General features: G+C 41.3%; 25 protein-coding genes. 16 read left to right on the top strand and 9 right to left on the bottom strand.

Features of this window, described 5'->3' with window-relative positions; translation table 11 throughout:
* The first annotated feature begins 8 nt into the window (after positions 1 to 8).
* Both PZB74_RS06235 and PZB74_RS06230 read left to right on the top strand, forming a co-directional pair.
* Positions 9 to 1,082 (top strand): SGNH/GDSL hydrolase family protein, encoded by a 1,074-nt coding sequence (locus PZB74_RS06235; RefSeq protein WP_302241508.1) that lies wholly within the window; start codon positions 9 to 11, stop codon positions 1,080 to 1,082.
* Entirely contained in the window at positions 1,079 to 1,846 is a 768-nt protein-coding gene (locus tag PZB74_RS06230) for a rhamnogalacturonan acetylesterase (RefSeq protein ID WP_302241506.1), read from the top strand. The genes PZB74_RS06235 and PZB74_RS06230 overlap by 4 nt, the downstream gene beginning before the upstream one ends.
* Here the strand turns inward: PZB74_RS06230 and PZB74_RS06225 are convergent.
* Positions 1,843 to 3,057 carry a tetratricopeptide repeat protein gene (locus PZB74_RS06225; protein WP_302241504.1) on the bottom strand — a complete coding sequence of 405 codons (1,215 nt, stop codon included), beginning with the start codon at positions 3,055 to 3,057 and terminating at the stop codon, positions 1,843 to 1,845. The genes PZB74_RS06230 and PZB74_RS06225 overlap by 4 nt on opposite strands.
* A gap of 227 nt (positions 3,058 to 3,284) precedes the next feature.
* Here PZB74_RS06225 and PZB74_RS06220 point away from each other — a divergent pair, with 227 nt between their 5' ends.
* The 7 genes from PZB74_RS06220 to accC are packed head-to-tail and all read left to right on the top strand — an operon-like array spanning position 3,285 to position 8,540.
* Positions 3,285 to 3,836 (top strand): YceD family protein, encoded by a 552-nt coding sequence (locus PZB74_RS06220; protein ID WP_302241503.1) that lies wholly within the window; start codon positions 3,285 to 3,287, stop codon positions 3,834 to 3,836.
* 6 nt (positions 3,837 to 3,842) lie between these two features.
* On the top strand, positions 3,843 to 4,034 hold the full coding sequence (gene rpmF, locus PZB74_RS06215; protein WP_302241502.1) for a 50S ribosomal protein L32: 192 nt from the start codon (positions 3,843 to 3,845) through the stop codon (positions 4,032 to 4,034).
* A gap of 3 nt (positions 4,035 to 4,037) precedes the next feature.
* Entirely contained in the window at positions 4,038 to 4,979 is a 942-nt protein-coding gene (plsX, locus tag PZB74_RS06210) for a phosphate acyltransferase PlsX (RefSeq protein WP_302241501.1), read from the top strand.
* A 32-nt stretch (positions 4,980 to 5,011) separates the two neighbouring features.
* Positions 5,012 to 6,013 (top strand): beta-ketoacyl-ACP synthase III, encoded by a 1,002-nt coding sequence (locus PZB74_RS06205; protein WP_302241500.1) that lies wholly within the window; start codon positions 5,012 to 5,014, stop codon positions 6,011 to 6,013.
* Between the two features lie 28 nt (positions 6,014 to 6,041).
* Entirely contained in the window at positions 6,042 to 6,605 is a 564-nt protein-coding gene (efp, locus tag PZB74_RS06200) for an elongation factor P (protein ID WP_302241499.1), read from the top strand.
* Positions 6,606 to 6,611: 6 nt separating this feature from the next.
* The gene (gene accB / locus PZB74_RS06195; RefSeq protein WP_302241498.1) at positions 6,612 to 7,118 is read left to right on the top strand and encodes an acetyl-CoA carboxylase biotin carboxyl carrier protein; all 507 of its coding nucleotides are present in this window, start codon (positions 6,612 to 6,614) and stop codon (positions 7,116 to 7,118) included.
* 60 nt (positions 7,119 to 7,178) lie between these two features.
* Complete coding sequence (gene accC / locus PZB74_RS06190; RefSeq protein ID WP_302241497.1) at positions 7,179 to 8,540, top strand: acetyl-CoA carboxylase biotin carboxylase subunit; 1,362 nt, start codon at positions 7,179 to 7,181, stop codon at positions 8,538 to 8,540.
* Here accC and PZB74_RS06185 read toward each other — a convergent pair.
* Together PZB74_RS06185 and nhaC are read right to left on the bottom strand one after the other, a co-directional pair.
* Entirely contained in the window at positions 8,531 to 9,127 is a 597-nt protein-coding gene (locus PZB74_RS06185) for a 3'-5' exonuclease (protein ID WP_302241496.1), read from the bottom strand. The two genes, accC and PZB74_RS06185, sit on opposite strands and share 10 nt — an antisense overlap.
* Before the next feature lie 38 nt (positions 9,128 to 9,165).
* Complete coding sequence (nhaC, locus tag PZB74_RS06180; protein ID WP_302241495.1) at positions 9,166 to 10,644, bottom strand: Na+/H+ antiporter NhaC; 1,479 nt, start codon at positions 10,642 to 10,644, stop codon at positions 9,166 to 9,168.
* Positions 10,645 to 10,800: 156 nt separating this feature from the next.
* On the opposite strand from nhaC, the gene dnaX reads away from it, so the two are divergent.
* Together dnaX and PZB74_RS06170 are read left to right on the top strand one after the other, a co-directional pair.
* A complete protein-coding gene (dnaX, locus tag PZB74_RS06175) occupies positions 10,801 to 12,492 on the top strand; it encodes a DNA polymerase III subunit gamma/tau (protein WP_302241494.1) in 1,692 nt (563 codons plus the stop codon).
* A gap of 25 nt (positions 12,493 to 12,517) precedes the next feature.
* Positions 12,518 to 13,096: a hypothetical protein gene (locus PZB74_RS06170; RefSeq protein ID WP_302241493.1), complete on the top strand. Its 579-nt coding sequence runs from the start codon at positions 12,518 to 12,520 to the stop codon at positions 13,094 to 13,096.
* Here PZB74_RS06170 and PZB74_RS06165 read toward each other — a convergent pair.
* The 4 genes from PZB74_RS06165 to PZB74_RS06150 form a co-directional block, all read right to left on the bottom strand.
* Complete coding sequence (locus PZB74_RS06165) at positions 13,080 to 14,039, bottom strand: DUF3078 domain-containing protein (RefSeq protein ID WP_302241492.1); 960 nt, start codon at positions 14,037 to 14,039, stop codon at positions 13,080 to 13,082. The genes PZB74_RS06170 and PZB74_RS06165 overlap by 17 nt on opposite strands.
* Before the next feature lie 67 nt (positions 14,040 to 14,106).
* Positions 14,107 to 14,496 carry a response regulator gene (locus PZB74_RS06160; protein ID WP_302241491.1) on the bottom strand — a complete coding sequence of 130 codons (390 nt, stop codon included), beginning with the start codon at positions 14,494 to 14,496 and terminating at the stop codon, positions 14,107 to 14,109.
* A gap of 133 nt (positions 14,497 to 14,629) precedes the next feature.
* The gene (locus PZB74_RS06155) at positions 14,630 to 16,600 is read right to left on the bottom strand and encodes a LysM peptidoglycan-binding domain-containing protein (protein WP_302241490.1); all 1,971 of its coding nucleotides are present in this window, start codon (positions 16,598 to 16,600) and stop codon (positions 14,630 to 14,632) included.
* Between the two features lie 3 nt (positions 16,601 to 16,603).
* On the bottom strand, positions 16,604 to 17,242 hold the full coding sequence (locus PZB74_RS06150) for an O-methyltransferase (protein WP_302241489.1): 639 nt from the start codon (positions 17,240 to 17,242) through the stop codon (positions 16,604 to 16,606).
* A 128-nt stretch (positions 17,243 to 17,370) separates the two neighbouring features.
* On the opposite strand from PZB74_RS06150, the gene PZB74_RS06145 reads away from it, so the two are divergent.
* From PZB74_RS06145 to PZB74_RS06125, 5 genes are all read left to right on the top strand, one after another.
* Positions 17,371 to 17,820: a MarR family winged helix-turn-helix transcriptional regulator gene (locus PZB74_RS06145; protein ID WP_302241488.1), complete on the top strand. Its 450-nt coding sequence runs from the start codon at positions 17,371 to 17,373 to the stop codon at positions 17,818 to 17,820.
* The gene (locus PZB74_RS06140) at positions 17,817 to 20,222 is read left to right on the top strand and encodes a 3-hydroxyacyl-CoA dehydrogenase/enoyl-CoA hydratase family protein (protein WP_302241487.1); all 2,406 of its coding nucleotides are present in this window, start codon (positions 17,817 to 17,819) and stop codon (positions 20,220 to 20,222) included. The genes PZB74_RS06145 and PZB74_RS06140 overlap by 4 nt, the downstream gene beginning before the upstream one ends.
* 393 nt (positions 20,223 to 20,615) lie before the next feature.
* Positions 20,616 to 21,569 (top strand): homoserine kinase, encoded by a 954-nt coding sequence (locus PZB74_RS06135; RefSeq protein ID WP_302241486.1) that lies wholly within the window; start codon positions 20,616 to 20,618, stop codon positions 21,567 to 21,569.
* 55 nt (positions 21,570 to 21,624) lie between these two features.
* Positions 21,625 to 22,980, top strand: coding sequence for a threonine synthase (gene thrC, locus PZB74_RS06130; RefSeq protein ID WP_302241485.1), 1,356 nt, complete (start codon positions 21,625 to 21,627; stop codon positions 22,978 to 22,980).
* A gap of 197 nt (positions 22,981 to 23,177) precedes the next feature.
* Positions 23,178 to 24,503, top strand: a complete 1,326-nt coding sequence (locus PZB74_RS06125; RefSeq protein WP_302241484.1) for an MBL fold metallo-hydrolase — start codon at positions 23,178 to 23,180, stop codon at positions 24,501 to 24,503.
* 350 nt (positions 24,504 to 24,853) lie between these two features.
* Here PZB74_RS06125 and PZB74_RS06120 read toward each other — a convergent pair whose 3' ends face one another.
* A complete protein-coding gene (locus PZB74_RS06120) occupies positions 24,854 to 25,843 on the bottom strand; it encodes a DNA-methyltransferase (RefSeq protein ID WP_302241483.1) in 990 nt (329 codons plus the stop codon).
* A 27-nt stretch (positions 25,844 to 25,870) separates the two neighbouring features.
* The gene (locus PZB74_RS06115) at positions 25,871 to 26,551 is read right to left on the bottom strand and encodes a TaqI family restriction endonuclease (RefSeq protein WP_302241482.1); all 681 of its coding nucleotides are present in this window, start codon (positions 26,549 to 26,551) and stop codon (positions 25,871 to 25,873) included.
* Between the last annotated feature and the right edge of the window lie 95 nt (positions 26,552 to 26,646).

The following is a 26,646-nucleotide window of genomic DNA, read 5'->3' as shown; positions in this document are numbered from 1 at the left end:
TTAATAGTATGCTTCGTTCCATAGGATACTTTTTTGTAGCCGCCTTATTATGTACAGTACTTCTGGAGCTTTTTGTCAGGGGAGCAGAAATATCTGCAGTTTCTGAAACAGATTATCAGGAAGAAATAGGACGGATAATAAGACCTAATGCTAAAATTGTCCACTATAACGAAAATTTTACCTATTCTCAAATGAATAAGTACGGCTATCGCGGACCGGCTTACCCTCCTGTCAAAGATTCCGGTACTCTTCGTATTGCACTACTGGGAGATTCTTATGTAGAAGGGTTTCAGGTGCTAGACCGCCACCATTTTCGTACAGTGCTAGAAGAAGAGCTCAAAAATGCATATCAGTACGATAACATAGAAATATTAAACTTCGGCAGAAGCGGTTTTGGTTTGGAAGATACTTATGCTTACGATAAAAACTTTGTCTCTAAATTTAACCCAGACCTAAAAGTTTATGTGTTAGGGGCACTGGATTTTTATGAAAATTCTCAAGATAAACTTTTGCCAAAGTGGAAGCTGGTAGAAGGCCAACTTCAACAAGATACAAGCTATCGGACCAGCCAGGAACTTAAAGTGTACTCACTTGCAAAGTTGGGATTACAAAACAGTGCAATATTACAAATGCTTCGTAATGGTATAAATGTTATTAAGGATGGTAGGGCTGGTGAGGTAATGTTAGGCAAGCTATACCAGCGCTTTCATCAAAAAGAAATTCATAAGTCTCCGGAAACAAAAGTACAAGAAGCCCTTCCTGAGGTCGCCAATGCAATATTAGCTGAGCTTGATATACAAAACAATGTAATCATTGTAAACAAAGACAGCGTATCATACCCGCTACATCTGGAACAGAGTCTAAGTCAAAACAACATTGTTAGTATACATTTGGCTGATACTCTTACAACACTAAAAGATCAATTAGGTATAGATCCTCGCTACTGGCCAGTAACCAATACTAAAGGTCATTGGAATTATGCGGCACACAAAGCTGTAGGAGAATATTTAAGCAAAGCCCTACGTGAAAAGGTCTATTTCCCCAGGGCTAGTCTAGGGTTTAAATCCCGAATACAGCAATGATAAAGGTATTTTCATTTTTTTTTACAGCTTTGCTATTTGTTTACGCTCAAAAACAGCAAACCCTAGTAGATATTTATCTCATTGGCGATTCTACTATGTCTACGTATCCTGATAATTATTATCCGAGAATGGGATGGGGACAGGTTTTTCATACCTCTTTTAAAACTGATAAAGTCAGAGTTAATAACGAAGCTGTGTCTGGTAGAAGTACAAAAAGCTATATTGAAGAAGGTCTCTGGGAAAAGGTCTATAACAATTTAAAAAAGGGAGACTTTGTTTTCATTCAGTTTGGTCACAATGACATGGTAGAAAGCAAAGAGCATTTGTATGCTCCACCCTTTGGAGCATATACAGATAATTTACATACCTTAATAGTTCAGACGCGGGAAAAAGGAGCAAAGCCTGTGTTAATTACACCTATGTGTAGAAGGCGTTTTGACAAAGATGGTAATTTTCAAGTTACAATGGGACAATACCCTGTGGCAATGAGAGTGCTAGCAGAAAGGGAAAATGTGCCTTTAATAGATTTGCATAAACTGAGCTGCCAGAAATTCAGAGAGTTGGGGGTTGATAAAACCAAAGATATATTTTTATGGCTTTCTGCTGGAGAGTCTGCAAAGTATCCTGAGAGAGTAGAAGATAATACTCATTTTCAGGAACAGGGCGCGTTGTTATTATCTAAACTGGTAGCTCAGGAAATCAAGCGCTTACAACTAGGCATCGCTCCTTACCTGAAAGAAGAAATGCTCAATACAAGTGATTAACTACTTTTGCGAATAGATTTTAAGTTTTCACGAGCTTTCTCATGTACCCTTGTGTTTCTTTTGGCTAACTTCTTAACCTCTTTATAGTAATCTTTTGCCAGCTTGTCTTCATCTTTCGCTTGCGCAATTTCTCCCAAATTTAGAAGAGCATAAAGGAAATAACCCGAATCAGTAGCATTTGACGCTTTAGCGAACTCTACAGTACGCTCGTAGTAATGCTGAGAGAGGTCAAGCTGCCCCTTCATTTCATAGATCTGCCCAAGAAAGAAACTGGCATACCTTCCGCTGGTAGCTTCATAACCCGTCATGCTGCTGTCTATACGTGCCAGAATTTCCAAAGACTCTTTTTCAGCTTCGTTTTGTTTACCCCTACTATACAACTGTCGAGCATAGTAACGATGAAAGTAAGGATTATCGGGAAAAGTATGGTGCAGGTAATTAGAAATACGATATGCTTCACTAGGGTCTGAGCCTTCAGCCGTTAAAATACGCATTAAAAAAAACTGTGCTTCGGTACGTGTATAAAATGCATTGTTTGCAACTGTCTTGAGCTGTTTGATACCAAGGTCTTTATCACCATCAGGAAAAAACATTAATACTGGTTTAAGTATAGGGTAGTTCTCAGGTACCCACTCTGCGTAATAATTGTAAAGAGCATCACCAAATAGAAGCTCAGGACTAAAATCTTCTTTACCCTTACAGATTTCCAGATAGTTCAAAGAGTTTTTACCCGCTACGGTAGCTTTACCCCAATCTTTACGCTCAGAGTAAAGCCTACCCTGAAAAGCATGTGCAGCCGCTAAAAAGAAAGCCGCTTCAGGGTCTTCCTCATCCTGCTTAAACATTCGTTCGGCAAAATATATAGCCGTATCCATATAGGCTATAAACTTCTTATCATAACGGGTCTCTTCTACATCGGGCACAATCTTCCACCACTCGCTAAGCCCAAGTAAGAAGTATGGTAGCGGATGTGTATTATATTTCTGCTTAATCCAACGAAACTGTTGCTCAGCCCGCGCAAATTTGAAGTTGTACATGTCATTTACGGCTTGGGTGGCCTCAATCTGTACATTCATATCCAGCAAAAGAGGCTTCTTTTTACCTACCTGCTGATCTGCCATCTGGGCTTGCGCTATCTGCGCAAAGGTCTGCTGAGGTAAAGCATAGAGACAAAGAATACTTACTACCGCTGTATATATATAGTATTTCATAAGATTATCCTGATTCGACACACTAGTAACAAAGTTTTAGAAAAAATATTTCAAAAACATGCCATACTTTTCGTTATGTACATCAGGAGTTAATTATTTTTCTATGTAATAATTTATTACAATAATAATAGAACTATCAAAAAGTGAATTACCTTATTAGTGATATATCTTTTAAATATTGAAATTATATCCTTAACTTTGCAGACTTAAAGAAAATGTGGGGTGACGTGAAGAATTTAGCACATTTCGATATCGATATTTATAAGTTAGCGAATAAGCAGTATAAATATCAATATCAGATAGATAAAAGTTTCTTCGATAATTTTGAAAACAGCCTGGTAAAAACAGGTAAGCTAAATGCCGAAGTAACTTTCGATAAACAGGAGAACCTGATTACCGTCATATTTGATATAAAAGGAGAAATTGAGCTGGAATGTGATCGCAGTCTCGAGAAATTTGACTACCCGATTAGTATCCACGAGAAAGTTCTATATCAATATGGTGAGGAAGAACAGGAATTGTCGGACGAAATTATCATAATTACCGCGAATACGCAAAAGATTAATGTTGCTCAAAACATATATGAGTTTATAGGTCTATCAGTACCTATGCGTAAAGTTCATCCTAGATATGCCGAAGAAGAAGATCCTTTAGTGGATGGCGAAATTATTTTTTCCTCATCTACAGCTAAAGACTCAGAAGAGAAAAAGGATGAAAAGAACGATGATAACGTTGATCCTAGATGGAATGTATTAAAAAACTTGAAAAATTTAAACTAGATAAAAATGGCACATCCCAAGCGAAAAACATCTAAAGCAAGAAGAGACAAGAGAAGATCGCATCACAAGGCTACGCCAAGAACTATTGCTACATGCCCAACTACAGGGGAGCCTCACCTTTATCACCGTGCACACTGGTACGAAGGTAAGCTCTACTACAAAGGGCAGGTAGTAATGGAAAAAGAAGAGGTAGCCTAATTTATGAAGATTGCGCTGGATGCGATGGGAGGCGATTTTGCTCCCGAGGCTAACATAGAAGGAGTTCAGCTCCTTCTAGATAACCTTGCTGATGAGCATCAGATAGTGCTCATCGGAAGGCAAGGGGAAATTGAGGAACAATTAGCCAAACGAGAAATCAACTCAAGTGCTATTGAGATCATTCATGCCGAAGAAGTGATCGGCATGCATGAGCATCCCACCAAAGCATTTACTCAAAAGCAGAATTCCAGTATAGGAGTTGGGTTTCATCTGTTGGCAAAAGGTGATGTGCAAGCATTTTGTAGTGCTGGTAATACCGGAGCTATGCATGTGGGTGCCATGTTCACCATCAAGCCTTGTGAGGGTATCATCAGGCCGGCATTAGCCAGTGCTGCTCCCCGTGAAAACGGCAGCAAGGGTCTGATTCTGGATGTTGGTGCTAATGCAGATTGTAAACCTGATATGCTGCTTCAGTTCGGTGAGTTAGGTGCAATCTACAGTGAGTATGTACACGGTATAGAAAAGCCTAAAGTAGCCCTTATTAATCTGGGTGAAGAAGAGCAAAAAGGTACTGTGGTCACTCAGGCTGCTTATCAACTTTTTAAAAATGATTCCCGCATTAACTTTGTGGGTAATATAGAAGGTAGAGATATTTTTAGCGACAAATCAGATGTGATGGTTTGTAATGGCTTTACAGGTAATGTTGTCCTTAAAATGGCCGAGTCTGTATATCATCTACTGGAAAAAAGAGGCTTTACAGATCCATTTTTTGACCAATTGAATTATGAAGCTATAGGCGGTAGCCCTATATTGGGCGTCAATGGTAACGTAGTAATTGGTCATGGCGTATCTAGTGGCCTGGCTATCAAAAATATGCTGCTTCAGTCAATCAAGATGGCCGAAACAAACTTGCATCTTAAAATTCGTGATGCATTTGGCAAATAAATAAGTGTTGCCAGAACAAAATCCTCAATTACATGAGTAATAAGTTAAGAGCTGTTATCACAGGAGTCGGTGGTTATGTACCAGAGTATGTATTGACCAACAAAGAGTTGGAAACCATGGTGGATACCAATGACGAATGGATTACTACCCGTACCGGGATTAAAGAAAGAAGAATTCTTCGTGGTAAAGACCAGGGCACCTCAGTAATGGCCAACAAGGCGGTAGAGCAGCTGATAGAAAAAACAAATACCAATCCTGAAGATATAGACCTGATCATATGCGCTACTACCACACCTGATATGATTTTTCCTGCTACTGCCAATTTGGTAGGGGATCATATTGGTGCTAAAAATGCGTTTGGGTACGACCTTCAGGCTGCATGCTCCGGGTTTTTATATGCCCTTACTACGGGAGCCCAGTTTATAGCATCAGGCACATATAAAAAAGTAGTAGTAGTAGGAGCAGATAAAATGTCTTCAATCATAGACTACCAGGACCGTACTACATGTATCATCTTTGGTGATGGTGCAGCAGCAGTAATGCTGGAGCCTACAGAAGAAGCCTATGGTGTGATGGATTCTGTGCTACAGTCAGATGGTAGTGGGGCCCCTTACCTTCACCTAAAAGCTGGAGGCAGCAGAAGGCCTGCTACTATTGAGTCAGTTACTGCCCGTGAACATTTTGTGTATCAGGAAGGAGCTACTGTATTTAAATATGCGGTAAAGCATATGTCAGATGTGGCGGCCAAGATTATGCAGAATAATAATCTAACTTCTGAGGATATTAAATGGTTAGTACCCCACCAGGCTAATCGTAGAATTATAGATGCTACAGCTAACAGAATGGGCGTGGGTGAAGATCGTATCATGATTAATATTCATAAATACGGTAATACTACCAGTGCTACTATACCTCTCTGTCTATGGGATTATGAATCTCAGCTTAAAAAAGGAGATAACCTGATTTTGGCAGCATTTGGAGGAGGGTTTACCTGGGGAGCAACTTATCTGAAGTGGGGCTACGATGCCCAATAAAGTAGACATACTAAACTAAGTAACATATATGGCAACTACCGCAGATTTTAGAAACGGACTTTGCATAGTTCATAACAACGATCTGTATACCATTGTTGAGTTTCAGCATGTAAAGCCTGGAAAAGGTGGAGCCTTTGTTAGAACAAAGCTTAAAAGCCTTAAAAGCGGAAAAGTAGTAGAGAACACCTTTAATGCGGGAGTTAAAATAACTACAGCCCGTATTGAGCGACGTCCTCACCAGTTCCTGTACAAAGATGACCTCGGCTACCATATGATGGATAGCAACACCTTTGAACAGCTAGTCGTAGCTGAAGAACAAATAAATGCTCCTGAGTTTCTAACAGATGGGCAAGCTATTGACGTAATTGTTCATGATGAAACTGGCGAAATATTGGGTGCCGAACTGCCTCCTTTTGTAGAACTTACAGTAACATATACTGAACCAGGCCTTAAGGGAGATACCGCGACTAATGCTACTAAACCAGCTACGCTGGATACAGGTGCAATTATTCAGGTGCCTTTGTTTATTGATCAAGACGAAAAAATTAAAGTAGATACCAGAACTAAGTCGTATTCTGAACGCGTAAAATAACCTATCATGAAAGCAAGCGAAATTCAGGACTTATTAGAGTTTATTTCAAAGTCCGGGCTAGATGAAGTAAATATTGAAACAGGAGAGATCAAACTGAAAGTAAAGAAAAACGCTGCGGCAAAAATACGGCAAAATATCATTACTACGCCAGGCTCCTCTATGCCACACGATTCTACCGGGCTAGTAGCATCAACGCCAGCATATTTCCCTACTGAGAAAGCTCAGGAAGAGAAGCCTGCTGCAAGTGATGCCGGTCAGGCCGATGAAAGCAAATACCTTACAGTAAAGTCTCCGATGATAGGGACCTTCTACAGAGCAGCTAATCCTGAATCTGCACCTTTTATTGAAGTAGGAGATAGAATCAGCGCTGGGCAAACCGTATGCATAGTGGAAGCCATGAAGCTTTTTAATGAAATTGAAGCAGAGGTATCTGGAACGATCGTAAAAGTGTTGGTAGATGATGCTTCTCCTGTAGAGTTTGATCAGCCATTATTTTTAGTAGATCCTTCTTAAACCATTAACAATCCACGGTTGAGAGAAGTTTTTTATATTTGATTGTTAATTGTAAGAGCCTTGTTCAATAAAATATTAATAGCAAATCGCGGAGAGATTGCTCTCAGAGTTATTCGTACTTGTCGTGAGATGGGTATCAAAACAGTAGCTGTATATTCTACAGCCGATCGAGAAAGTTTGCATGTGCGCTTTGCTGATGAAGCCGTATGTATAGGAGCAGCTCCCAGCAACAAATCTTATCTCAGTATACCTAACATTATAGCAGCAGCAGAAATCACCAATGCTGACGCTATACATCCTGGGTACGGGTTTTTATCTGAGAATGCAGAGTTTTCGCGTATCTGCGAAGAATACAATATTAAATTTATAGGTCCATCTCCCGAAATGATTAACAAAATGGGAGACAAGGCTACCGCTAAAGCTACTATGGAGGCTGCTGGTGTACCTACCGTGCCTGGTTCTAAAGGTTTGCTAGCCAATATGGACGAAGGGCTGGAAATTGCCAGAGAAATAAAGTACCCTATCATCCTGAAAGCTACTGCCGGAGGGGGTGGTAAAGGGATGCGTATCGTCTGGGACGAGAAAGAATTTAAGAAAGCCTGGGATGATGCTACTCGTGAAGCTGGTGCTGCCTTTGGTAATGCCGGACTTTACCTTGAAAAGTTTGTAGAAGAACCTCGCCATATTGAAATTCAGGTAGTGGGAGACAAATTCGGAAAAGTTTGTCACCTATCTGAAAGGGACTGCTCTGTGCAAAGAAGACATCAGAAGCTAATAGAAGAAACCCCTTCTCCCTTTATGACAGATGAGTTAAGGGAACAAATGGGTAATGCGGCTATCTCTGGTGCCGAAGCAATTGGCTACGAAGGAGCAGGAACTATTGAGTTTTTGGTGGACAAACACAGAAACTTCTATTTTATGGAGATGAATACCCGTATACAGGTAGAGCATCCTATTACTGAAGAAGTTACTAAGTTTGATTTAATCAAAGAGCAGATTAAGGTAGCAGCAGGCGTTAAAATTTCGGGTAAAAACTATTACCCTTCTATGCACGCCATTGAGTGCCGTATCAACGCAGAAGATCCTGCTAAAGGATTTCGTCCAAGCCCGGGGAAAATAACTAACCTTCATTTACCAGGAGGGCATGGGGTTAGAGTAGATAGCCACGTATATGCAGGTTATGCCATACCTCCTAACTACGACTCTATGATCGCTAAACTTATCGTAAGTGGTCAGACCAGAGAAGAGGCTATTACCCGTATGAAAAGAGCTTTACAAGAGTTTGTGATTGAAGGTATCAAAACAACTATACCTTTTCATATTAAACTTATGGATGATCCTAAGTTTAGAGAAGGGGACTTTACAACGGCCTTCATGAACGATTTTGATCTTTCAGATATAGAAGAATACGCTCAGATATAGCCTTTTTCGGTTAGATGATCATAAATCTCTAAGCAAACCCAGGCATCTGTAGCCGCATAGCGAATTTGTTTTTCTGTCAGTTGAGGGTTTTCCCAGTTAGAAGTCTGTTGTGATTTGGAGACCCTGAACTGTAGAAAAATAGCAGTAAGCTTCTTAACCCCGGCATGCTCTATGCCCATACTATGAGCAACATCATTAAGCTCAATAATATTGGTAGCATCAAAGGGGATATGATGCTTACTGCTCAACTCTTTTAAATGTTTGAGGTCGTCTCTTATACTAATTCCTACCTTAGCCACACCTTCCTCCTCAAAAAGAGCACTAAGTTTTTTAGTAAACCCAATATGGTTTAGCCTGATAAGATAGACCATGTCAGGAATGGCTATCTGCAACAGCGCTACCATATGCTTAACCCCTTTCCGAAAGGCAGGCTTAGTTTCAGTGTCAAATCCAAAGACATCATATTCGCGGATATGTTGTATGGCTTCTTCTAAATGCTCCTCCTGAGTAATGACTTTTACTTTCCCTTCATACTTTTTAAGCGTTAGCGCGTTAATTTCTTCCTTAGTTATCTGTTTTGGAAACATATGGCAAGTAGTATAAGCTTTGGTTAGTTATTTCTATGTCAGGCGCTTTTTTCTTGTAATTGCTCTTCTTCTATCTCCTGCTTTGTGTATCTGCGAATTTTAAAGTTTAAAAAGCCAAAGGCCATAGTCATAATTGGACTTAGTATACAGAAAAATGTGTAGGGTGCATAAGTTAAAGTGGCTACGCCTAAAACCGAAGCCTGGGTAGCCCCACAGGTATTCCATGGAATTAATACCGAAGTTACTGTGCCGGTATCTTCCAGAGTACGGCTTAGTACTTCGGGCTTTAGCCCTCGTTTTTTGTACGTATCAGCGTACATTCGGCCAGGCACAACTATAGCCAGATACTGATCTGAGGCAGTAAAATTGAAAAAGATAGAAGTAAATCCGGTAGAAGCAATCAAAGAACCGGTAGAATGGGCTAGCTTAACTATAGACTTAGTAATTCTTTGTAGCATGCCAGCACTCTCCATAACCCCACCAAAAATCATGGCACAAATGATAAGCCAAACTGTGTTTAGCATACCATACATACCCCCGGTAGAAAGGAGCTCATTAACCATGTCATTATTAGTTGTAATGCTGATATCGGTATAGAGGGCTTTCATAACGGCAACATAAGCAGCCATAGCTCCGGTACTGCCTCCGGCAACTTCCTGCATCGCCTGAGGCTGAAAAATAATAGCAAATAAAGCTCCGAGCATGGTGCCCGCCAGCAATGCAGGTAAAGCAGGCACTTTGCGCACAATCATAAAAATGACCAATGCAGGCACCAGAAATAGCCACCCATTAATATTAAAAGCGCTATCAATAGAGAGGAGAACATCCTCTACGCCGGTGGTAACAGCCGCGGTATCTGCTGTAAATCCAATCACCAGAAAAATGCCAAGAGTGATAATAATAGAAGGAACGGTGGTGTATGTCATATAGCGGATGTGCGTGAAAAGGTCAGTCCCGGCCATAGCAGGAGCCAGGTTAGTAGTATCTGACAAGGGAGACATTTTATCTCCGAAATACGCCCCCGAAACAATAGCACCGCCAATAAGCCCCTCGCTCAGGCCCAAGGCTTTGCCTATGCCCAGCAAGGCAATGCCTACAGTGGCTACGGTGGACCAGCTACTGCCGGTAGCTATAGAAACTACTGCGCAGATAATACAGGCAGCAAACAAAAATATGGTAGGGCTGAGGATTTGTAGTCCATAGTAGATCATAGCGGGTACTATTCCACTTAGCATCCACGTACCAGCCAATGACCCTATAAGGAGCAAAATAAGAATAGACGACATAGAAGCGCCGATACTTTTGACTATGCCATCCTGCAAATTTTCCCAGCTAATACCGGTACGTAAAGCGATCAGGGCAGCAACTGAAGCAGATAGTATAAGAACGATTTGGTTAGAACCAGAGATTGCATCATCACCAAACACATAAATCACATTCACCGACAGCATTACAATCAGGAATAGCACAGGAATCAGGGCTTCCCATAGCATCGGCTCTCTTCTTTGCTTACTCATAAATACAATCAGATGTGTAGATTGACTAGGTGTAAAAGCCGAAGATAATAAAAAAATTGGTATGCCTTTTTCCCATATTCTCGCGAACTTTCCGCCCCGCTTTTCTTTTGTGGATTTTGGTTACTAATAAAGTATAGGATTCTGTAAATTGCGTCAATGGAGAATTTCGTAGTATCTGCACGGAAGTATCGCCCTACCGGATTTGAGGAAGTAGTAGGGCAGGGGCATATTACAACTACCCTGCAAAATGCAATAGATAATAATCAGCTGGCTCAGGCACTCTTATTTTGCGGACCTCGTGGAGTCGGCAAAACCACCTGTGCCCGTATTCTGGCCAGAAAAATAAATGGTTATGAAAGCCAGGAGCAGGCTAACTCCATGAATATCTATGAACTGGATGCTGCTTCTAATAACTCGGTAGATGATATCAGAAACCTGATAGATCAGGTACGTTACCCTCCTCAGCAGGGTAGCTATAAGGTATATATTATAGATGAGGTACACATGCTCTCTAATCAGGCGTTTAATGCGTTTCTAAAAACCCTGGAAGAGCCGCCTCCTTATGCCATATTTATACTGGCTACTACCGAGAAGCATAAGGTGATTCCTACCATTCTTTCGCGTTGCCAGATCTATGATTTTAATCGTATCCAAATTAGCCATATCGTCGATCACCTTCAAGATATTGCCGCTAAAGAAAACATAGAGGTAGAAGAAGAAGCTCTAAACCTGATTGCTCAAAAAGCGGATGGAGCTTTAAGAGATGCGCTTTCCATATTTGACCTGATTGTTACCTTTTCCTCTGACCGCAAGGTAAGCTATCAGACTACCATCAGGAATTTGCACATTCTTGACTACGATTATTATTTCAAAGCTACGGACTATCTGCTTGAGCAGAACATCTCGCAGATGTTGTTGCTATTTGATGAAATACTGAAGAAAGGCTTTGACGGACATAACTTTATAGTAGGCTTAAGCGAGCACCTTCGCAACCTGATGGTGTGTAAAGACAATGCTACCGTGCAACTGCTACAGGTTTCAGAAAGTGTGCAGGAACGATATATAGAACAGGCGGCTAAAACTCCTGCTTCGTTTCTACTAACTGGTCTCAACCTGGCGGGCAACTGTGACCTGAATTACAAAAACAGTAAAAACCAGCGCCTGCATGTAGAGCTTACTCTGATGAAGATGGCTTATATCAGTTCAGCAGTGCAGATGGCACAGCTCAATAGTCAGCCACAGGGGCAGGAAGAGACGAAAAAAAAAAGTGAAAACAGTAACACTGGCGAAACCGTAAACCCTACTCCTACAAAAAAAGGGGTAGATGTATCTCGCTTGCAGGGGCTACAAAGGCAAAGCTCCATCAAAATCCCTAAAGCAGAAGAGATCCGTCAGCAAGCTGTAAAGAAGGAAACTATACAGGCGGAGGCCAAGGTAGAACAAGCTGAACCTGAACTGAAGCAGGAGGTGATTGGTAGTCGTCCGGTGGATATTGAAAGACTACGCGAAGAGTGGGCTAAATTTGCCGAACAAAAGAAAATAGCAGGAAAAGACTCTGCCTACATGATCCTGAATCAGGAGGTAAACCTACAGGATGATGGCCTGACTGTGCATCTTAAAATGTCTAATACTTTGCAGGAAGATGTATTGAGCGAACTCAGAGTAGAACTAATACAATATCTACGCAGGCAGCTACATAACTCGCAGATTAATGTGACTGGGGAGCTAGTAAAAGACGAAAAACAAAGAAAATTATATACCCCTTCGGAAAAGCTGGACTACCTGATGGAGAAGAACCCTCAGGTAAGGTTGCTGAAAGAAAAACTGGGACTAGACCCGGACTACTGATATTTTATCACCTAATACTCCGCCTATGAGTGATGACGAGCTAAAAGATAAAATTTTAGCGTATGTAATTAACAGGCATACTGAGATAAATACTAGTAAGACCTCAAAGGGTGTCGGTGGCTTGCCTACCTATGATGAAATAAGAAAAAGCTTTAAAGGTGAACAGAACAATTTTTATAATCATTTTAGTATTGTAAGTCAGGAATGGTTAGATATTAAGAAAAATGAAGATGGCGAGAAGGTCTATAGAGAAAAGGCAGGAGCGCGCTTTTTTCTATATGTAGAAGAGGGGTACCAAGGAAGAAAGAAAAAAACGATAATGGCTGGACAAGTAGCGGAGGCAGCTATTAGTTCATCTTGGGCAGCATGGGGCTCAGCTTTAGCTGCTATCACCTTATTATTTACGACCTTTTGGAATACTGCAAAAGATGATGAAAAAACAACTCCTTTCATTCTTCGCACGCAGGAACTTATGCAGGCAAGAGAAAAGCAGATACTGGAATTACAAAACGAAGTTATGCTCCTCCGGGCAAAAGTTGAAGCTCTGGAAAGTGTAGCACATGATAGCAGTGTTGTTTCTTCTAAAGCTAAAACCCATAAGTAAAGCCTACATTAATAGCGTGCTGTAGCTGCAAGGCAGGGCCTACAGTACCATCATCCCGCTCCACATCAATATCGTCATCATAAATAAGCTGCAGCGACACGTTAGACATAATATATTTATTCACCCTTAGGACGAGTAGCGATTCCAGGTTTACGTCTACATTTTCAAACTTCTCGTAAGCAGAGAAAAGGTTCAGGTTTGTACTAAATGATATGTTCTCAAAAAGCTCCTGCCTCAAGCCCAGGGTAAGGCTAGATCCGGCCTCGGCTTTTACCTGCTTACCTTCGGTATTGTACTGATCGTTTTTAGCTAAGGTATCATCCAAAACAAAAGTAAATTTACCGGAAAATGGCGATAAGGTCACGGCAAAGTAGTTTCCTTTACGTTTTTGAGCTTTGCGTTCTTCCTCAATTAACTTTCTTTGAATGGGTGAGTAAGTTGCCCCCAGAGATGCGATGAGGAAACCTGGAGCCATAAATTCAGAAATTCGCACATCATCAGAAATACTATCGTTAATCTGTTCTGTCTTAAACCCTTGTGCTATCTGGGTTCTAAAGTCTACTAATGTGGATAGATAGTAGTTTTTGCTAAGTTTACGCCCATAGCGAGAGCTAAGAATAAAGTTATCTTTAGATTTAATGAAACGATCGGCTTCTTCACCAATTTTGCTAAGTCCGTAACTAACTTCCATGCGTGTCTCCCAGCGGCGTTTAGTAGTATCATCAAAAGTGAGAAAAGCCGAAAAAATACCTCCTACGGCCAAAGTACTTTTACCACCTCCGGCCCAATTGTTAAGGCCTACCTGCTGGAAAGTAGCACTTAAGTTACCCCCTTTATTCCAGAAAGATTCTTCTTTTGCCAGGCTGTCAGGAGTACTTTGCTGAGCAAACAACGATAGAGATGAAAAGATGCTGAGAGCGGTCAGCAGGCAATATAATTTCATGAATGATTACGCGGGACTTACTTGATGAAGTGGCAAGATTAAAATGATCTACACAGAAATAAAAATCTTAAAGAGCCTTAATTTCTTCTAAGGCTACCTGAGTTAGTGGCTTGGTAATATATTTAATGACATAATCATTGTTAATAAGGCGGTTGATATCGCGCTGATTGTCGGAGCTGGACAGTATAATAACCTTACACTTATTGCGTACAGTAGGTGGAAAGTTCTCAAACTCATACAAAAACATAAACCCATCTACAATAGGCATGTTGATGTCTAAAAAAATAAGATTGGGTAACTGATCAACCTGGTCCTGATGTTCCTGCAAATACTCAAGAGCACTTTGCCCGCTATTTTTTGTTACTACCTGTCGGGCAAATTCTGTGAGCTCTATGATGCGCTTGCTAATGAAGTTATCAGTCTCATTGTCATCAATTAGCATTACTAAATCTATCATCACGCTCCTCTTATAATAAGGTCTGTAATTGGTATTTTGAGTACCCGATTCAAATAACAAAGGTTTAAAGGAAAAGTAGAAAATAAAAACGGTAGTGAGAGGAATCCTAAAAGAGGTAATATTTGAACAAAAACTATTGCTTTCTTACCTTTAGTTTTTCTCCTACACGCACACTAAAGTCTTCTTTTTCATTCCATTCCATCAGGTCTTTAATCGTTACCTCGTATTGACGAGCTACTTTATACATGGTTTCACCAGACTTAACTTCATGTACCAAATATCTACTATCTTCTGTATCAGTATGTTTAGGTTTTTCTTCAGTATCTGCCGGAATAAGTCTCAATTCGGAACCAACTTTTAGTGGATCTTCCCAGGAAATATTATTGTAACTGGTAAGTTGAGGTACCGTTAAGTTGTATTTTCTGGCAATACTGTACAGCGTTTCGCCGCTCTGTACGGTATGAAATATATTAGTACTAGTTGGGGCTGATGCAGCCCTATTGTCCACCGAGGCTACATAATCTTCTTCAGTATCTAACTGTTGAGAAGGGTTTGAGTTAGTTGGACTCTCTGTTTTAGGTGTAGTGCTAGTTTGTGTTACAGGTTTTGACTGCCCGGCATTTTTCTTTGTAGTATGAGTAGCAGGAGTATTGGTTATTACCGGCTTGTATTCGGGCTCCTCTTTCTTAACTACTTCCTTCTGCTTATATGAAGCGCCTGTGCTGTTTACATTTTTTTGCTGCTTTGCAATAGTAGTATTTTGTTCTGACTTAGGTACTTCACGATACTCTACTGGAATATGGTCTGGACGAATAAAGCGCAGCCACAAAACAAGACCTGGCTTTAGCTCTTTCTCTTCACGCATACGATTATTGCGCATCAGCTTTTTTAGTTTGATACCAAAACGCTGAGATATGCTCCAGAGTGTTTCCCCAGGCTCCACCACATGATAATGTACCGGAGCTTTGTTTCTCTTGCGTTTAAGGTAATAAGGCATGCCTTCTACTATTCCAGATTGCTTGCTGGTGAGGTCATTATACTTAACCAGGCGAGATGAAGGTACACCTGTCTGCTGGCTGATAGAGCGGATGTTATCATCACGGTCAGCAATGAGACCAGGTATATTGTTAACCAAAGTCATTTTCTTGCCCCAGCGGTTGCCCTGCCTTACTTCAGGAAAACGTCTGGTATCTTCAACCTCTACATAACGAGTATTATTTTCTGCGACAGCTTCAGTAGATTTTTCTTCTGGCTTCGGCTTGTCTTTGTTTTCTGCTAAAGGTGGTTCATGATACTTTCCGCTATAGTCCGGGATAATAACATAATAAGTCTTATCATCAGGAATACGATTTTTTCTCACCCATTTATTATAAGGTTCAAGGTCAGACTCCTGTAAGTTAAACTCTTTAGCTATCTGAGCCAACGTTTTGCCATTGCCCTCAGTATAGGTGAAAAGGCTTACTTCCGGGCGACTCTTACCCACTGCCTGCCCAAAAGCAATTTTGTGCGCCAGGTATTTGATTACGTACCAGTGAGTATTGCCATCCAGCTTCATTCTTTTGGCGCTGTTGTATTTCTTGTCAGCTATTTTGAGCGCCCCGCCAGGGCCAGCATAATAGGCAAGAAGGGCATAAAGCCAGTTGTCAAAAAAAGTATTGTTATTTTTAAAGTAGCGAGCAGCGCCATGTGTAGCGGTAATAATGTTCATACGCTCATCTACCTGATTATTAATGGTAAGCCCCACTTCGCGACCTGTGGGTGCCTTAAATTGCCAGTACCCTACTGCATTGGAAGAAGATACCGCATCACCAACCAGGGCACTCTCCTGTATTACCAGATATTTAATGTCATCCGGCACATTTTCTTCACGTAGCACTTGCTCTATCAGTGGTAGATAGGTGTCCACTTTTTTTACCTTGGCATTAAAATATTTTTCGTGGCGGGTAAGGGCATCTACATCTGTCTGAATTTTTTTGCGAGCCGCAGGGCTAAGCTCTAGCCGCATATCGGCATACTCAATCACTGAGGGTACTTCTACTGTATGCTGAGCACTGAGTCCCAGGCTAAAAAAAATAAGGCCAATGAGCAATATTGTCTTATACATGCACTATAGTTTTCTGGCTATCATCAATCCGTCTCTTACAGGGAGTAGAACGTTCTCTACCCGGGGGTCATTATGCACATATTCATTAAATCTGCGAATAGCCTCTCCATTGGGCTTGAGCTTCTCCTCCTTTGCTACTTTTCCTCCCCACAACACATTGTCAGCAATAATAAATCCACCTTTACGTACTTTGGGAAAAACCATATCATAATACGCCTGATAGTTGACCTTATCTGCATCCAGAAAAACCAGATCAAAAGTAGATTCCAAAGTAGGAATAACATCCAGTGCATTGCCAATAACGTATCGGATTTTGTGTGCCTGCTGCGATTTGGCAATATAGTTACGTACCATATCTTCTAGCTCTTCATTAATATCAACTGTTGTTATTACGCCATTATCTGCAAGGGCCTGTGCCATCCATATAGCAGAGTACCCAGTAAAGGTACCTACCTCCAATATAGACTTTGGTTGCATCATATGTACAAACATAGCCAGGGTGCTGCCCTGTATGGAGCCAGATATCATTTGTGGCATTAGCACTTTAAGCTTGGTCTCTCTTTCCAGTTCATCTAGAAAGTCAGGCGCGGCTGTCGTATGCGCAGCCACATACTGCTCAATATCTTCAGGTAATAGACTCATGGGTTTAGTTGTTTGTCTTGGCAATATCCAGGTTATCTCTCAATCATTCAATAAAGCAGGCTGAATTACAAATAATTTTCCTTTTATTTTGTTATGCATGCATAATAATTTATGTATATTTGAGAACGATGAAAAAGGAAGAAACTGTAGATTATAATATCAAAACTACCTGGCATGCCATCTATCGCATGTATAACCAGGAAGCTTTGAAAAGCGATTTTACTACCTCCATAGGTTTTGTGCTTTTAAATATTGACTCTAAAGAAGGTACTCCGGCTACTAAAATTGCCCCTCTTATTGGTTTGGAGTCAAGAAGCCTAACCCGTATGCTTAAAAATATGGAGGAAAAAGGGTTTATCGTAAAAAAGCCAGATCCAAATGATAGAAGATCGGTACGAATCTTTCTGACAGATTTGGGTAAAAAGAAAAAAGAGATTTCTCGTAAAACTGTTCTGGACTTTAACCATTATGTGAGGGAAAAAGTATCAGACGAGAAGCTAAATATATTTTTTGAAGTTATATCTGTCATCAACAAAATTGTAGAAGAAGACATATATCAAACCGTAACCGAAGAATGAAGAAATTTAATATCAAAAAGGTAGCTGTATTAGGCTCCGGTATCATGGGTTCACGGATTGCCTGCCATTTTGCTAACATAGGTGTAGAGGTCTTACTTTTAGACATAGCACCTAAAGGACTTACCGACGAAGAGCAAAAGAAAGGGCTTTCGTTAGAACATCCGGCGGTTAGAAACAGAATTGTGAACAGCTCATTTACTAAGGCTGTTAAAGCTAATCCTGCCCCTCTATATCATACTTCTTATGCCCAGCGTATCACCTTAGGCAATTTTGAAGACAACATGAAAGATATTGCCGGGTATGACTGGATTATAGAAGTAGTGGTAGAGAAGCTGGATATTAAGAAAATAGTGTTTGAGCAGGTAGAAAAATACCGCAAACCTGGTACCCTCATTACTTCAAATACTTCTGGTATCCCTATTAACATGATGCTGGATGGGCGTAGCGAAGATTTTCAGAAGCACTTCTGCGGAACCCACTTCTTTAACCCGCCACGTTATCTTCGTCTGCTAGAGATCATACCTTCTCAAAAAACTGACCCTGAAATAGTAGATTTCCTGATGCACTATGGAGATCTGTATTTGGGCAAAGAAACCGTGCTATGTAAAGATACACCAGCCTTTATCGCCAACCGAATTGGTGTATATGGTATTATCTCTGCCATGCACACTGTAGAAAAGATGGGACTGAGCGTAGGCGAGGTAGACCGCTTAACAGGCCCACTTATTGGTAGAGCTAAGTCTGCCACCTTCCGTACTATGGATGTAGTTGGGCTGGATACAACTGTAAATGTAGCTAACAACCTTTATCAGGTGCTAAAGCATGATGAGTCCAGAGATACTTTTAAGCTGCCTGGTATCGTAAAAGAGCTTTATGAGCGCAATTGGCTCGGCGACAAAACCGGGCAGGGCTACTACAAGAAAATTAAAGACGAAAAAGGCAAGTCAGTTATTCTAGAGCTTGACTTTAATACGTATGAGTACGGGGAGAAGACCAAAGCTATTTTTCCTTCTTTAGAATTAGCAAAGCCCAAAGACGACCTGCAGGAAAGACTAAAAATATTAGTTGGTGCGCAGGATAAAGCAGGAGAGTTTTACCGCGCCCACTTCTTCGACCTATTTCGCTATTGTACCTTCCGCATACCAGAAATTGCCAACGAGCTCTTCCGTATAGATCAGGCTGTAAGTGCGGGCTTTGGCTGGGAAGCCGGACCGTTTGAGACCTGGGATATGCTAGGAGTGAAAAAGACCGTTGCCAAAATGGAAGAGGCGGGCTACAAAGCAGCTCAGTGGGTATACGATATGTTGGATAGCGGTGCCGAAAGCTTCTATAAGGCAGAGAACGGAAAGCGCTTATACTACGATATTGAGAGCAAAGCATACAAAGTAGTACCTGGTACAGATGATTTTATCTTGCTGGATACACTGCGCGAAAACAAAGTGCTCTGGAGTAGTGATGGAGCTTCCATTATCGACCTGGGAGATGGGGTGCTAAATGTAGAATTCCATACTAAAATGAATACTCTGGGCAATGATCCGGTAGAGGCCATTAATCGAGCAATAGAAATGGCAGAAAAAGATTACACCGGCGTAGTGATAGGTAACGAGGGGCAAAATTTTTCTGCAGGAGCCAATCTGGCCATGCTTTTTATGTTCGCGATAGAGCAGGAATTTGATGAGATTGAAATGATGATTCGTCAGTTCCAGAACACAATGATGCGGGCGCGTTATTCGTCTGTACCGGTTGTGGTAGCCCCACATGGCTTAAGCTTAGGCGGAGGCTGTGAGCTTACCATGCATGCGGACCAGGTGGTAGCATCCGCAGAAACCTATATTGGTCTGGTAGAAGTTGGAGTAGGCCTGATACCAGCTGGTGGAGGAACAAAAGAGATGACACTGAGAGTTTCTGATAGTCTGGAAGCCGGTGATATTGAATTTAATGCTCTGCAAAACGCCTTTATGAACATCGCTACTGCTAAAGTGGCTACCTCTGCACGTGAGGCTTTTGATATGCATATTCTTCGTGATCGTGACTTGGTAACGATGAATAAAAACCGGCTGATTGCTGATGCTAAAGATGCCGTACTGGCAATGGCAGAGCAGGGCTACTCACAGCCAGTGCAGCGAAAAGATATTAAAGTGCAAGGTAAGCCGGGTATCGCTTTGTTCCTGGCAGGTATCTATGGCATGCATCAGGGGCATTATATCTCTGACCATGACAAAAAAATTGCGGAAAAAATTGCCTATGTGATGTGCGGAGGTGAGCTTTCTTACCCTCAGCATGTATCTGAGCAATATCTGCTAGATCTGGAGCGTGAAGCTTTCTTGTCGCTAACTGGAGAAAAGAAAACGCTGGAGCGTATACAGTCCCTTCTACAGGGAGGTAAACCTTTAAGAAACTAAAATAGGATTTTTGAATAGAGTGATTATTAGTGGAACCGGTATCTGTTTTACGGATATCGGTTTTTTTGTGCTTTCCGCGTAATTGCCTTCCTTAAGATGTCCCCATATTTGCCATAGCACTCATAGGTTTTAGTAATAAGCAGAAAGTTTGCTATTGTTGCTGCTCTATTAAGAAAGTAAATATTTTCTTTCCAAAGTGATGTGGTAGTTATTTACAATTTTTAGCTTAAACTTAAAAGCAAGCCCTTTACCCGCTCATACAGCGCATCAGGCTTTAGCATGAATTATTTTGCGATAATTCACTATTTTTGCAACTTGCTTGTCAAATGGATAGAAAATGACTGAGTTTGTTATAACTCCTCCAATCTATCTTCTAAATAATTACTCATAATCTTGGAAAAAAGCATACGCGTGTTTGCCCCGGCTACCGTAGCCAATGTAGCCTGTGGATTTGATATCATGGGGTTTGCCATAGAGCAACCTGGTGATGAGGTGGTAATGCGTCTAACCGATAAACGAGGAGTAGTAGAGATAGAAAAAATTATCGGTGATGAAGGTAAACTGCCCCTGGATCCTGATAAAAATACAGTTAGTCTGGTTGTGCAACAACTTCTAAAAGATGTGGACTCAAAGTACGGAGCCAGTATTACCCTTTATAAAAATATGCCTTTAGGCAGTGGGCTGGGTTCTAGCGCGGCGAGTGCCGTTGCCGGCTTACATGCGATTAACGAACTATTGGTAAGGCATGAGCCAGAAAAAGCAATCCCTGAGCGCAAAGGACTTTTACCTTACGCGATGGAAGGAGAAAGGCTGGCTTGTGGCTCTGCCCATGCCGATAATGTAGCTCCCGCGCTTATTGGAGGCTTTGTACTGGTAAGGAGCTACGAGCCACTGGATGTAATCTCTATACCCACTCCTTTATCGTTATGGGTAACGGTTATTCATCCACAGGTAGAGGTACAAACTCGCGATGCACGTAGTATTTTACGCAAGCAGATTTCTCTTAAAGATGCGACCATACAGTGGGGAAATACCGCCGGCCTGGTTGCCGGACTTTGGCAGTGCGATTATGATCTTATTGGCCGATCCATGCAGGACGTAATTATCGAGCCTATTCGCTCTATCCTGATTCCAGGCTTCGACAGTGTAAAGTATAGCGCTATGCGTGCTGGGGCTTTAGGCTGTGGTATTTCTGGTTCAGGTCCGTCAGTCTTCGCTTTAAGTAAAGATGAAGAAACTGCCATAGAGGTAGGGCGAAAGATGCAAAATGCCTTCGGAATGCTCAATATTGATAGCGAAGTTTATGTGTCGCCTATCAACCGAGATGGCCCTCGGGTAGTTGACTAATTAAGCAGACAATTAATATACTCACTCTTACATTCATCAACCTGTACTTTTTCTCATGCATTTATATAGTACCAACGATCAGCAGCGTAGCAATAAAGTAAGTTTTCAGGAGGCACTTTTCAATAGCTTGCCCGAAGATAAAGGTTTATACATGCCTGAATATTTTCCTGAACTCAAAGACAGTTTTTTTGAAAATATAGAGAATCTCACCTTTCAGGAGATTGCTTTTGAAGTAGCCGATGCCTTGCTCAACGAAGAGATTCCTGCCGTTAAGTTGAGAGACATTATAGACGATGCAGTAAATTTTCCAGCACCGCTTGCCAAACTAGATGATGAGAAGTTTGTACTAGAACTTTTTCACGGACCTACGCTGGCTTTTAAAGATTTTGGTGCACGCTTTATGGCCCGTACCATGTCATGGTTTTTGCAGGAAAGCCCTTCCGATGAAGAAATTCATATATTGGTAGCTACTTCTGGGGATACTGGTGGGGCGGTAGCCCAGGGTTTTCTTAACGTAGCAGGTATCAAAGTTACGCTGCTCTACCCTAAAGGTAAAGTCAGTGAACTGCAGGAGAAGCAGTTGACCACAGTAGGCAATAATGTAGAGGCGCTGGAAGTAGAAGGTACTTTTGATGACTGCCAGCGAATGGTAAAAGAGGCTTTTTTAGATAAAGATCTACGTGCCAGGCTGAAGCTGTCTTCTGCTAATTCAATCAATATTAGTCGCCTAATTCCGCAATCTTTCTATTACTTCAATGCTTATGCACAGCTAAAAAGGCAACTTTCATTTGATGCCAATAAAAAATTAGTTTTTGCGGTACCCAGTGGTAACTTCGGAAATCTATGCGGAGGTCTTATTGCCAAGCGTTTAGGTTTACCTATACAACATATTGTAGCCTCTACCAACGTTAATGATATTGTACCTAAATATTTAGAGGGTGGTGCTTTTGAGCCTAAGCCTTCGTTGCAGACTCTTTCTAATGCTATGGACGTAGGTAATCCTAGCAATTTTGCTCGTTTACAGGCTTTCTACCAGACCAGGCCAGCAGCTAGTGAAACAGAATTGCTAAATAATATACAGCAAGACATTAGCGGTGCACGCTATACCGATAAACAAACAACAGAAGCTATAAAAGAAGTTTTTGACAAATACTACGGCTATACCATGTGCCCGCATACAGCAGTAGGCTATTTAGGACTGAAAGATTATCAGGCTCAGCAAAAAGAAGATTCTTATGGCGTAATTCTGGCTACTGCCCACCCGGCTAAATTTGTAGATACTGTAGAGGATACGATAGGCGAATCTGTAAAAATGCCAGAAAGCCTTCAGGCTATCATGCAGTCAGAAAAGAACGCTACTCTTATTCCAGCGGATTTAGAGGCCCTTAAAAGTCATTTACTCAAAGGCTGATTTTGTTTTACTATAAAAACATTTAACCCGATGCATACCACATCGGGTTTTTTTGTGTCTGATGCAAACCAAACATATGCAATGCCTGTAAGTGAGTTTGTAGTATTAAATAAATTTATAAAGAAACACATGAACATATTTTCATGTGTTGCGTTTTTAATAGTAATAGAAATGTTAAATCAAGAATTACTGAAGATATGAAAGTTAAGCAATTTTATGATGAAGGACTGGCTCATGCCTCCTATGCAATTATAAGTGAAGGAAAGGTAGCAGTAGTAGACCCGGCAAGAAACCCAAAGCCCTATCAGGACTTTGCACAACAAAACAATGCTAAAATAGTAGCGGTACTGGAAACCCATCCTCATGCGGATTTTGTCAGTTCTCATAAAGAACTTCACGAACAATTAGGAGCTACAATATATATTAATGCGGACATGGGAGCAGATTATCCGCATCGTATCTTGCAAGACGGAGAAGAATTACAGCTGGGTAAGCTTAGAATTAAGGCGCTCTATTCTCCTGGACACTCTCCTGACCATAGCTCTTATTTGCTGTATGATGAAGAAAACAAGCCCTATGCCATATTTACAGGTGACTCCTTATTTGTGGGCGATGTAGGTCGTCCTGATCTAAGAGAAGGTGCAGGCAAAACTAAAGCTCAGCGAAAAGTGCTGGCCGGTAAAATGTTTCGTACTATTAATGAGGTCTACAAGCCATTAGATGAAAACATAATTGTGTATCCGGCCCACGGAGCAGGTTCGTTATGTGGAAAAAATATGAGCACAGATAAATCCAGTACAATTGGAAGAGAGAAAGAAGACAACTGGGCATTTCAGATTAAAGAAGAAGCAGCTTTTGTAGAAGCCTTACTGGAAGGTCAACCTTTTGTACCTCATTATTTCCCTTACGATGTAGAAGTAAACCGAAAAGGTGCGCAGGCTCTAGAAGATAGCATTAAAGCTGTTCCGCGTTTAAAGCAGGTGGAGCAAATAGAGAAAGGAACTCTTGTAGTAGATAGCCGTCCACAAGAGAAGTTCAAAGAAGGTCACCCATCTGGTGCTATCAATATAATGAATGGAGCAAAGTTTGAAACCTGGCTCGGCTCAATTGTAAAGCCCGAAGAGGCTTATTACTTGCTTGCAGAAAGCGAAAACGAGTTAGAAGAACTCATTCGTAAGGCAGCTAAAATTGGTTATGAGCAGCAAATCAAAGGAGCTGTAGTCGTTAAAGAAGATCTGACAGAAAAAAGTGCTGAGTTTAATCTGGACGACTTTAAACAGAACCCCCAGGCCTATCATGTGGTAGATATCCGTAATGTGTCCGAAGGAGAAAAACTCTTTGATAATGCACAAAGCATCCCACTATATGAGCTCAGGGAAAGAGCAAATGAAATACAGACCGATAAGCCTGTAGTGGTACACTGTGCAGGAGGTTATCGCTCAGCTGCGGGAAGTAGTATCTTAGAAAAACAGCTGAATAACAAAATTTACGACCTAAGCGAAGCAGTGAAAGAGTTTTTATAAATTTAGTATTGTCTGGTAAATTAATATACCTCTGCGTAAGCAGAGGTTTTTTTGTGTACTTTCAGTAAATAACCTAATATCTAAAACTAGCTGCTTCTGTTTTATAGAATTAAATCTTATGCAAAAACCGATATGAGATTTGCGAACCTTGTTGTGAGTGCTAGAGAGCAGGTTATCAAAGATGACTTGGCATGGAGGAGTAGAGACAGTTTCAAACCAATTTAAGCTGGTTAAATAGTGGAAAAACTGGTTAAACATGGCTGCGTCACCAGAAAATATTTGCCCAGGCTTACAGATAGACTCATCCCATACTTTCTTTTAGAAGGTAGAGTAGGTTGATGAATACAGCTTTAGGCTTTCTTTTCGTTAGGAGATAATGGTTCAGCCATATCCAGTCTTTTCTGAGCTACTCTATAATATTCTTCATTAGACTCGTAGCCTAAGAATCTGCGCTCTAGTTGCTGGCAGGCAATTCCGGTACTACCACTACCCATAAAAGGATCTAGCACGAGCTGCCCTTCAAAGCTTACCAGTTTTACCAAATGTTGCATGAGTTGTACGGGCTTAAGGGTAGGGTGTTTGTTAAAGTCCTCTGCGTGCTGTCTAACTTTAGGTACCAGAAAAAACTTATCATAGCCATCATCCCAGGCTTCTGTACGGATAATATTAGCGGGCACTCTCCCTTTGGGGTGAGGGTTATGGCCTATCTTACCAGCTTCTCCTTTTTCAAAAGGCAGCCTTGTCTCTTCCAGGTTGAGGGCTCCTGTACCATGCTTAATAATATTCTCAGCCACATTGCAGTTTGTATCCAGAGGCTTTTGGATAAGGATGATAGGCTCATATGCGGGTTTTACACCCAAACCTGCACCATTATATCGCTTACCTTCTTCAGAAGCAGGCTTGCACCTTGCCTTTTTCTCGCTAATGGTGTAACTGTCGGCACCGCCTTTTTTATACCCCTGCACATATTGATAATAGCCATCCACTTCACTCTCTACCCCCAGGCTACGATCAATAGACAATCCAACATTTCTACTTTTAGGCATACCATTAAGAAAAGCCCAGAACAACACATCTTTTATTAGAAAACCCCGATCTTCTACTGCTACCATCAGCCTGTGCATCAAACGCACAGAAGAAAAGATAAGCCCAAAAGCTCCGGGTTTCAGCACCCGCAGACAGTCGTTCCAGATTTGTGGGTCAGGTAAGTTACGATCCCAGGCATGGGTCTGAAAACCAATGCCGTAAGGAGGGTCAGTAACCAGCGCATCTACACTTTCATCGGCCACCTGGCTAAGGCCGTAGCAGTTGTCCAGGTATAAGGTATAAGGCTCACTCATGCTGCTTTCGCAATTTCAGGCGACAAGTTAAGAAATACTCCGGTATATGAAACCATCCTCTTTTACTCCGCAGACCTGATTCTTCAATAATTTCCCTGAATAAAGCTCTGTATGTAAATAATGGAGGTAGGCGGGTGTATATACACCAAAGCCATTGGGCAGGTAGTATAGTGAGTTGAGCTTGCCGGGAGCAAGGGCATAAGGAAAGTTGATGTGGATTCCTGCCGACTGTTCTACGTTTTTAAATTCACTTTTGTACTGGCGGTAGTACCATGCCCTGCTGCTATCTACAAAAATGTGCACGTGATAAGTTTTTTGCTGATGCCAAATGCTAAAGTCAACCCCTCTTTTGTCCTGGGCAATACTTCGGTGAACATACTGCTCACCAAAAACCAGCCTGGCAGCCAGAAAAGCCTGATACTCCGTTAATATACCGCACTGCGTACGATATAGCCTCGCCTTTAAGCCTTTTAGTAGATCTTGCTGTTTTTTATCCTGAAAGCGGACTTGAAGTTGCTCTAGCTTAGCCTCCAGATACATATCGTAGAATGTCTCAAAATCTACCCACTGTTTTTTCTCAAAGAAAAGCTCATCCAGCAGGCAAGCCGGGTTAAGCTCTCCTCTCAGGTCTTCTTCCAGGCAGCGAATGCTACGCAAACGATTATCAAGTTTGAGGGATGCCAGAAACTCTAGGTAAGCTTTTAACATACAGTTAGTCTTAAGAGAAAGAATATTTCAGCAAGTGCTCAGGCAAGCTAAATGGGTAAGTAGGTTTAATGATGTAGTGATACGATTTTAACGAA

Origin of the sequence: Porifericola rhodea (assembly GCF_030506305.1) — a bacterium.
GTDB classification, from domain to species: Bacteria; Bacteroidota; Bacteroidia; order Cytophagales; family Cyclobacteriaceae; genus Catalinimonas; species Catalinimonas rhodea.
This window is presented reverse-complemented; position numbering and strand designations above follow the sequence as displayed.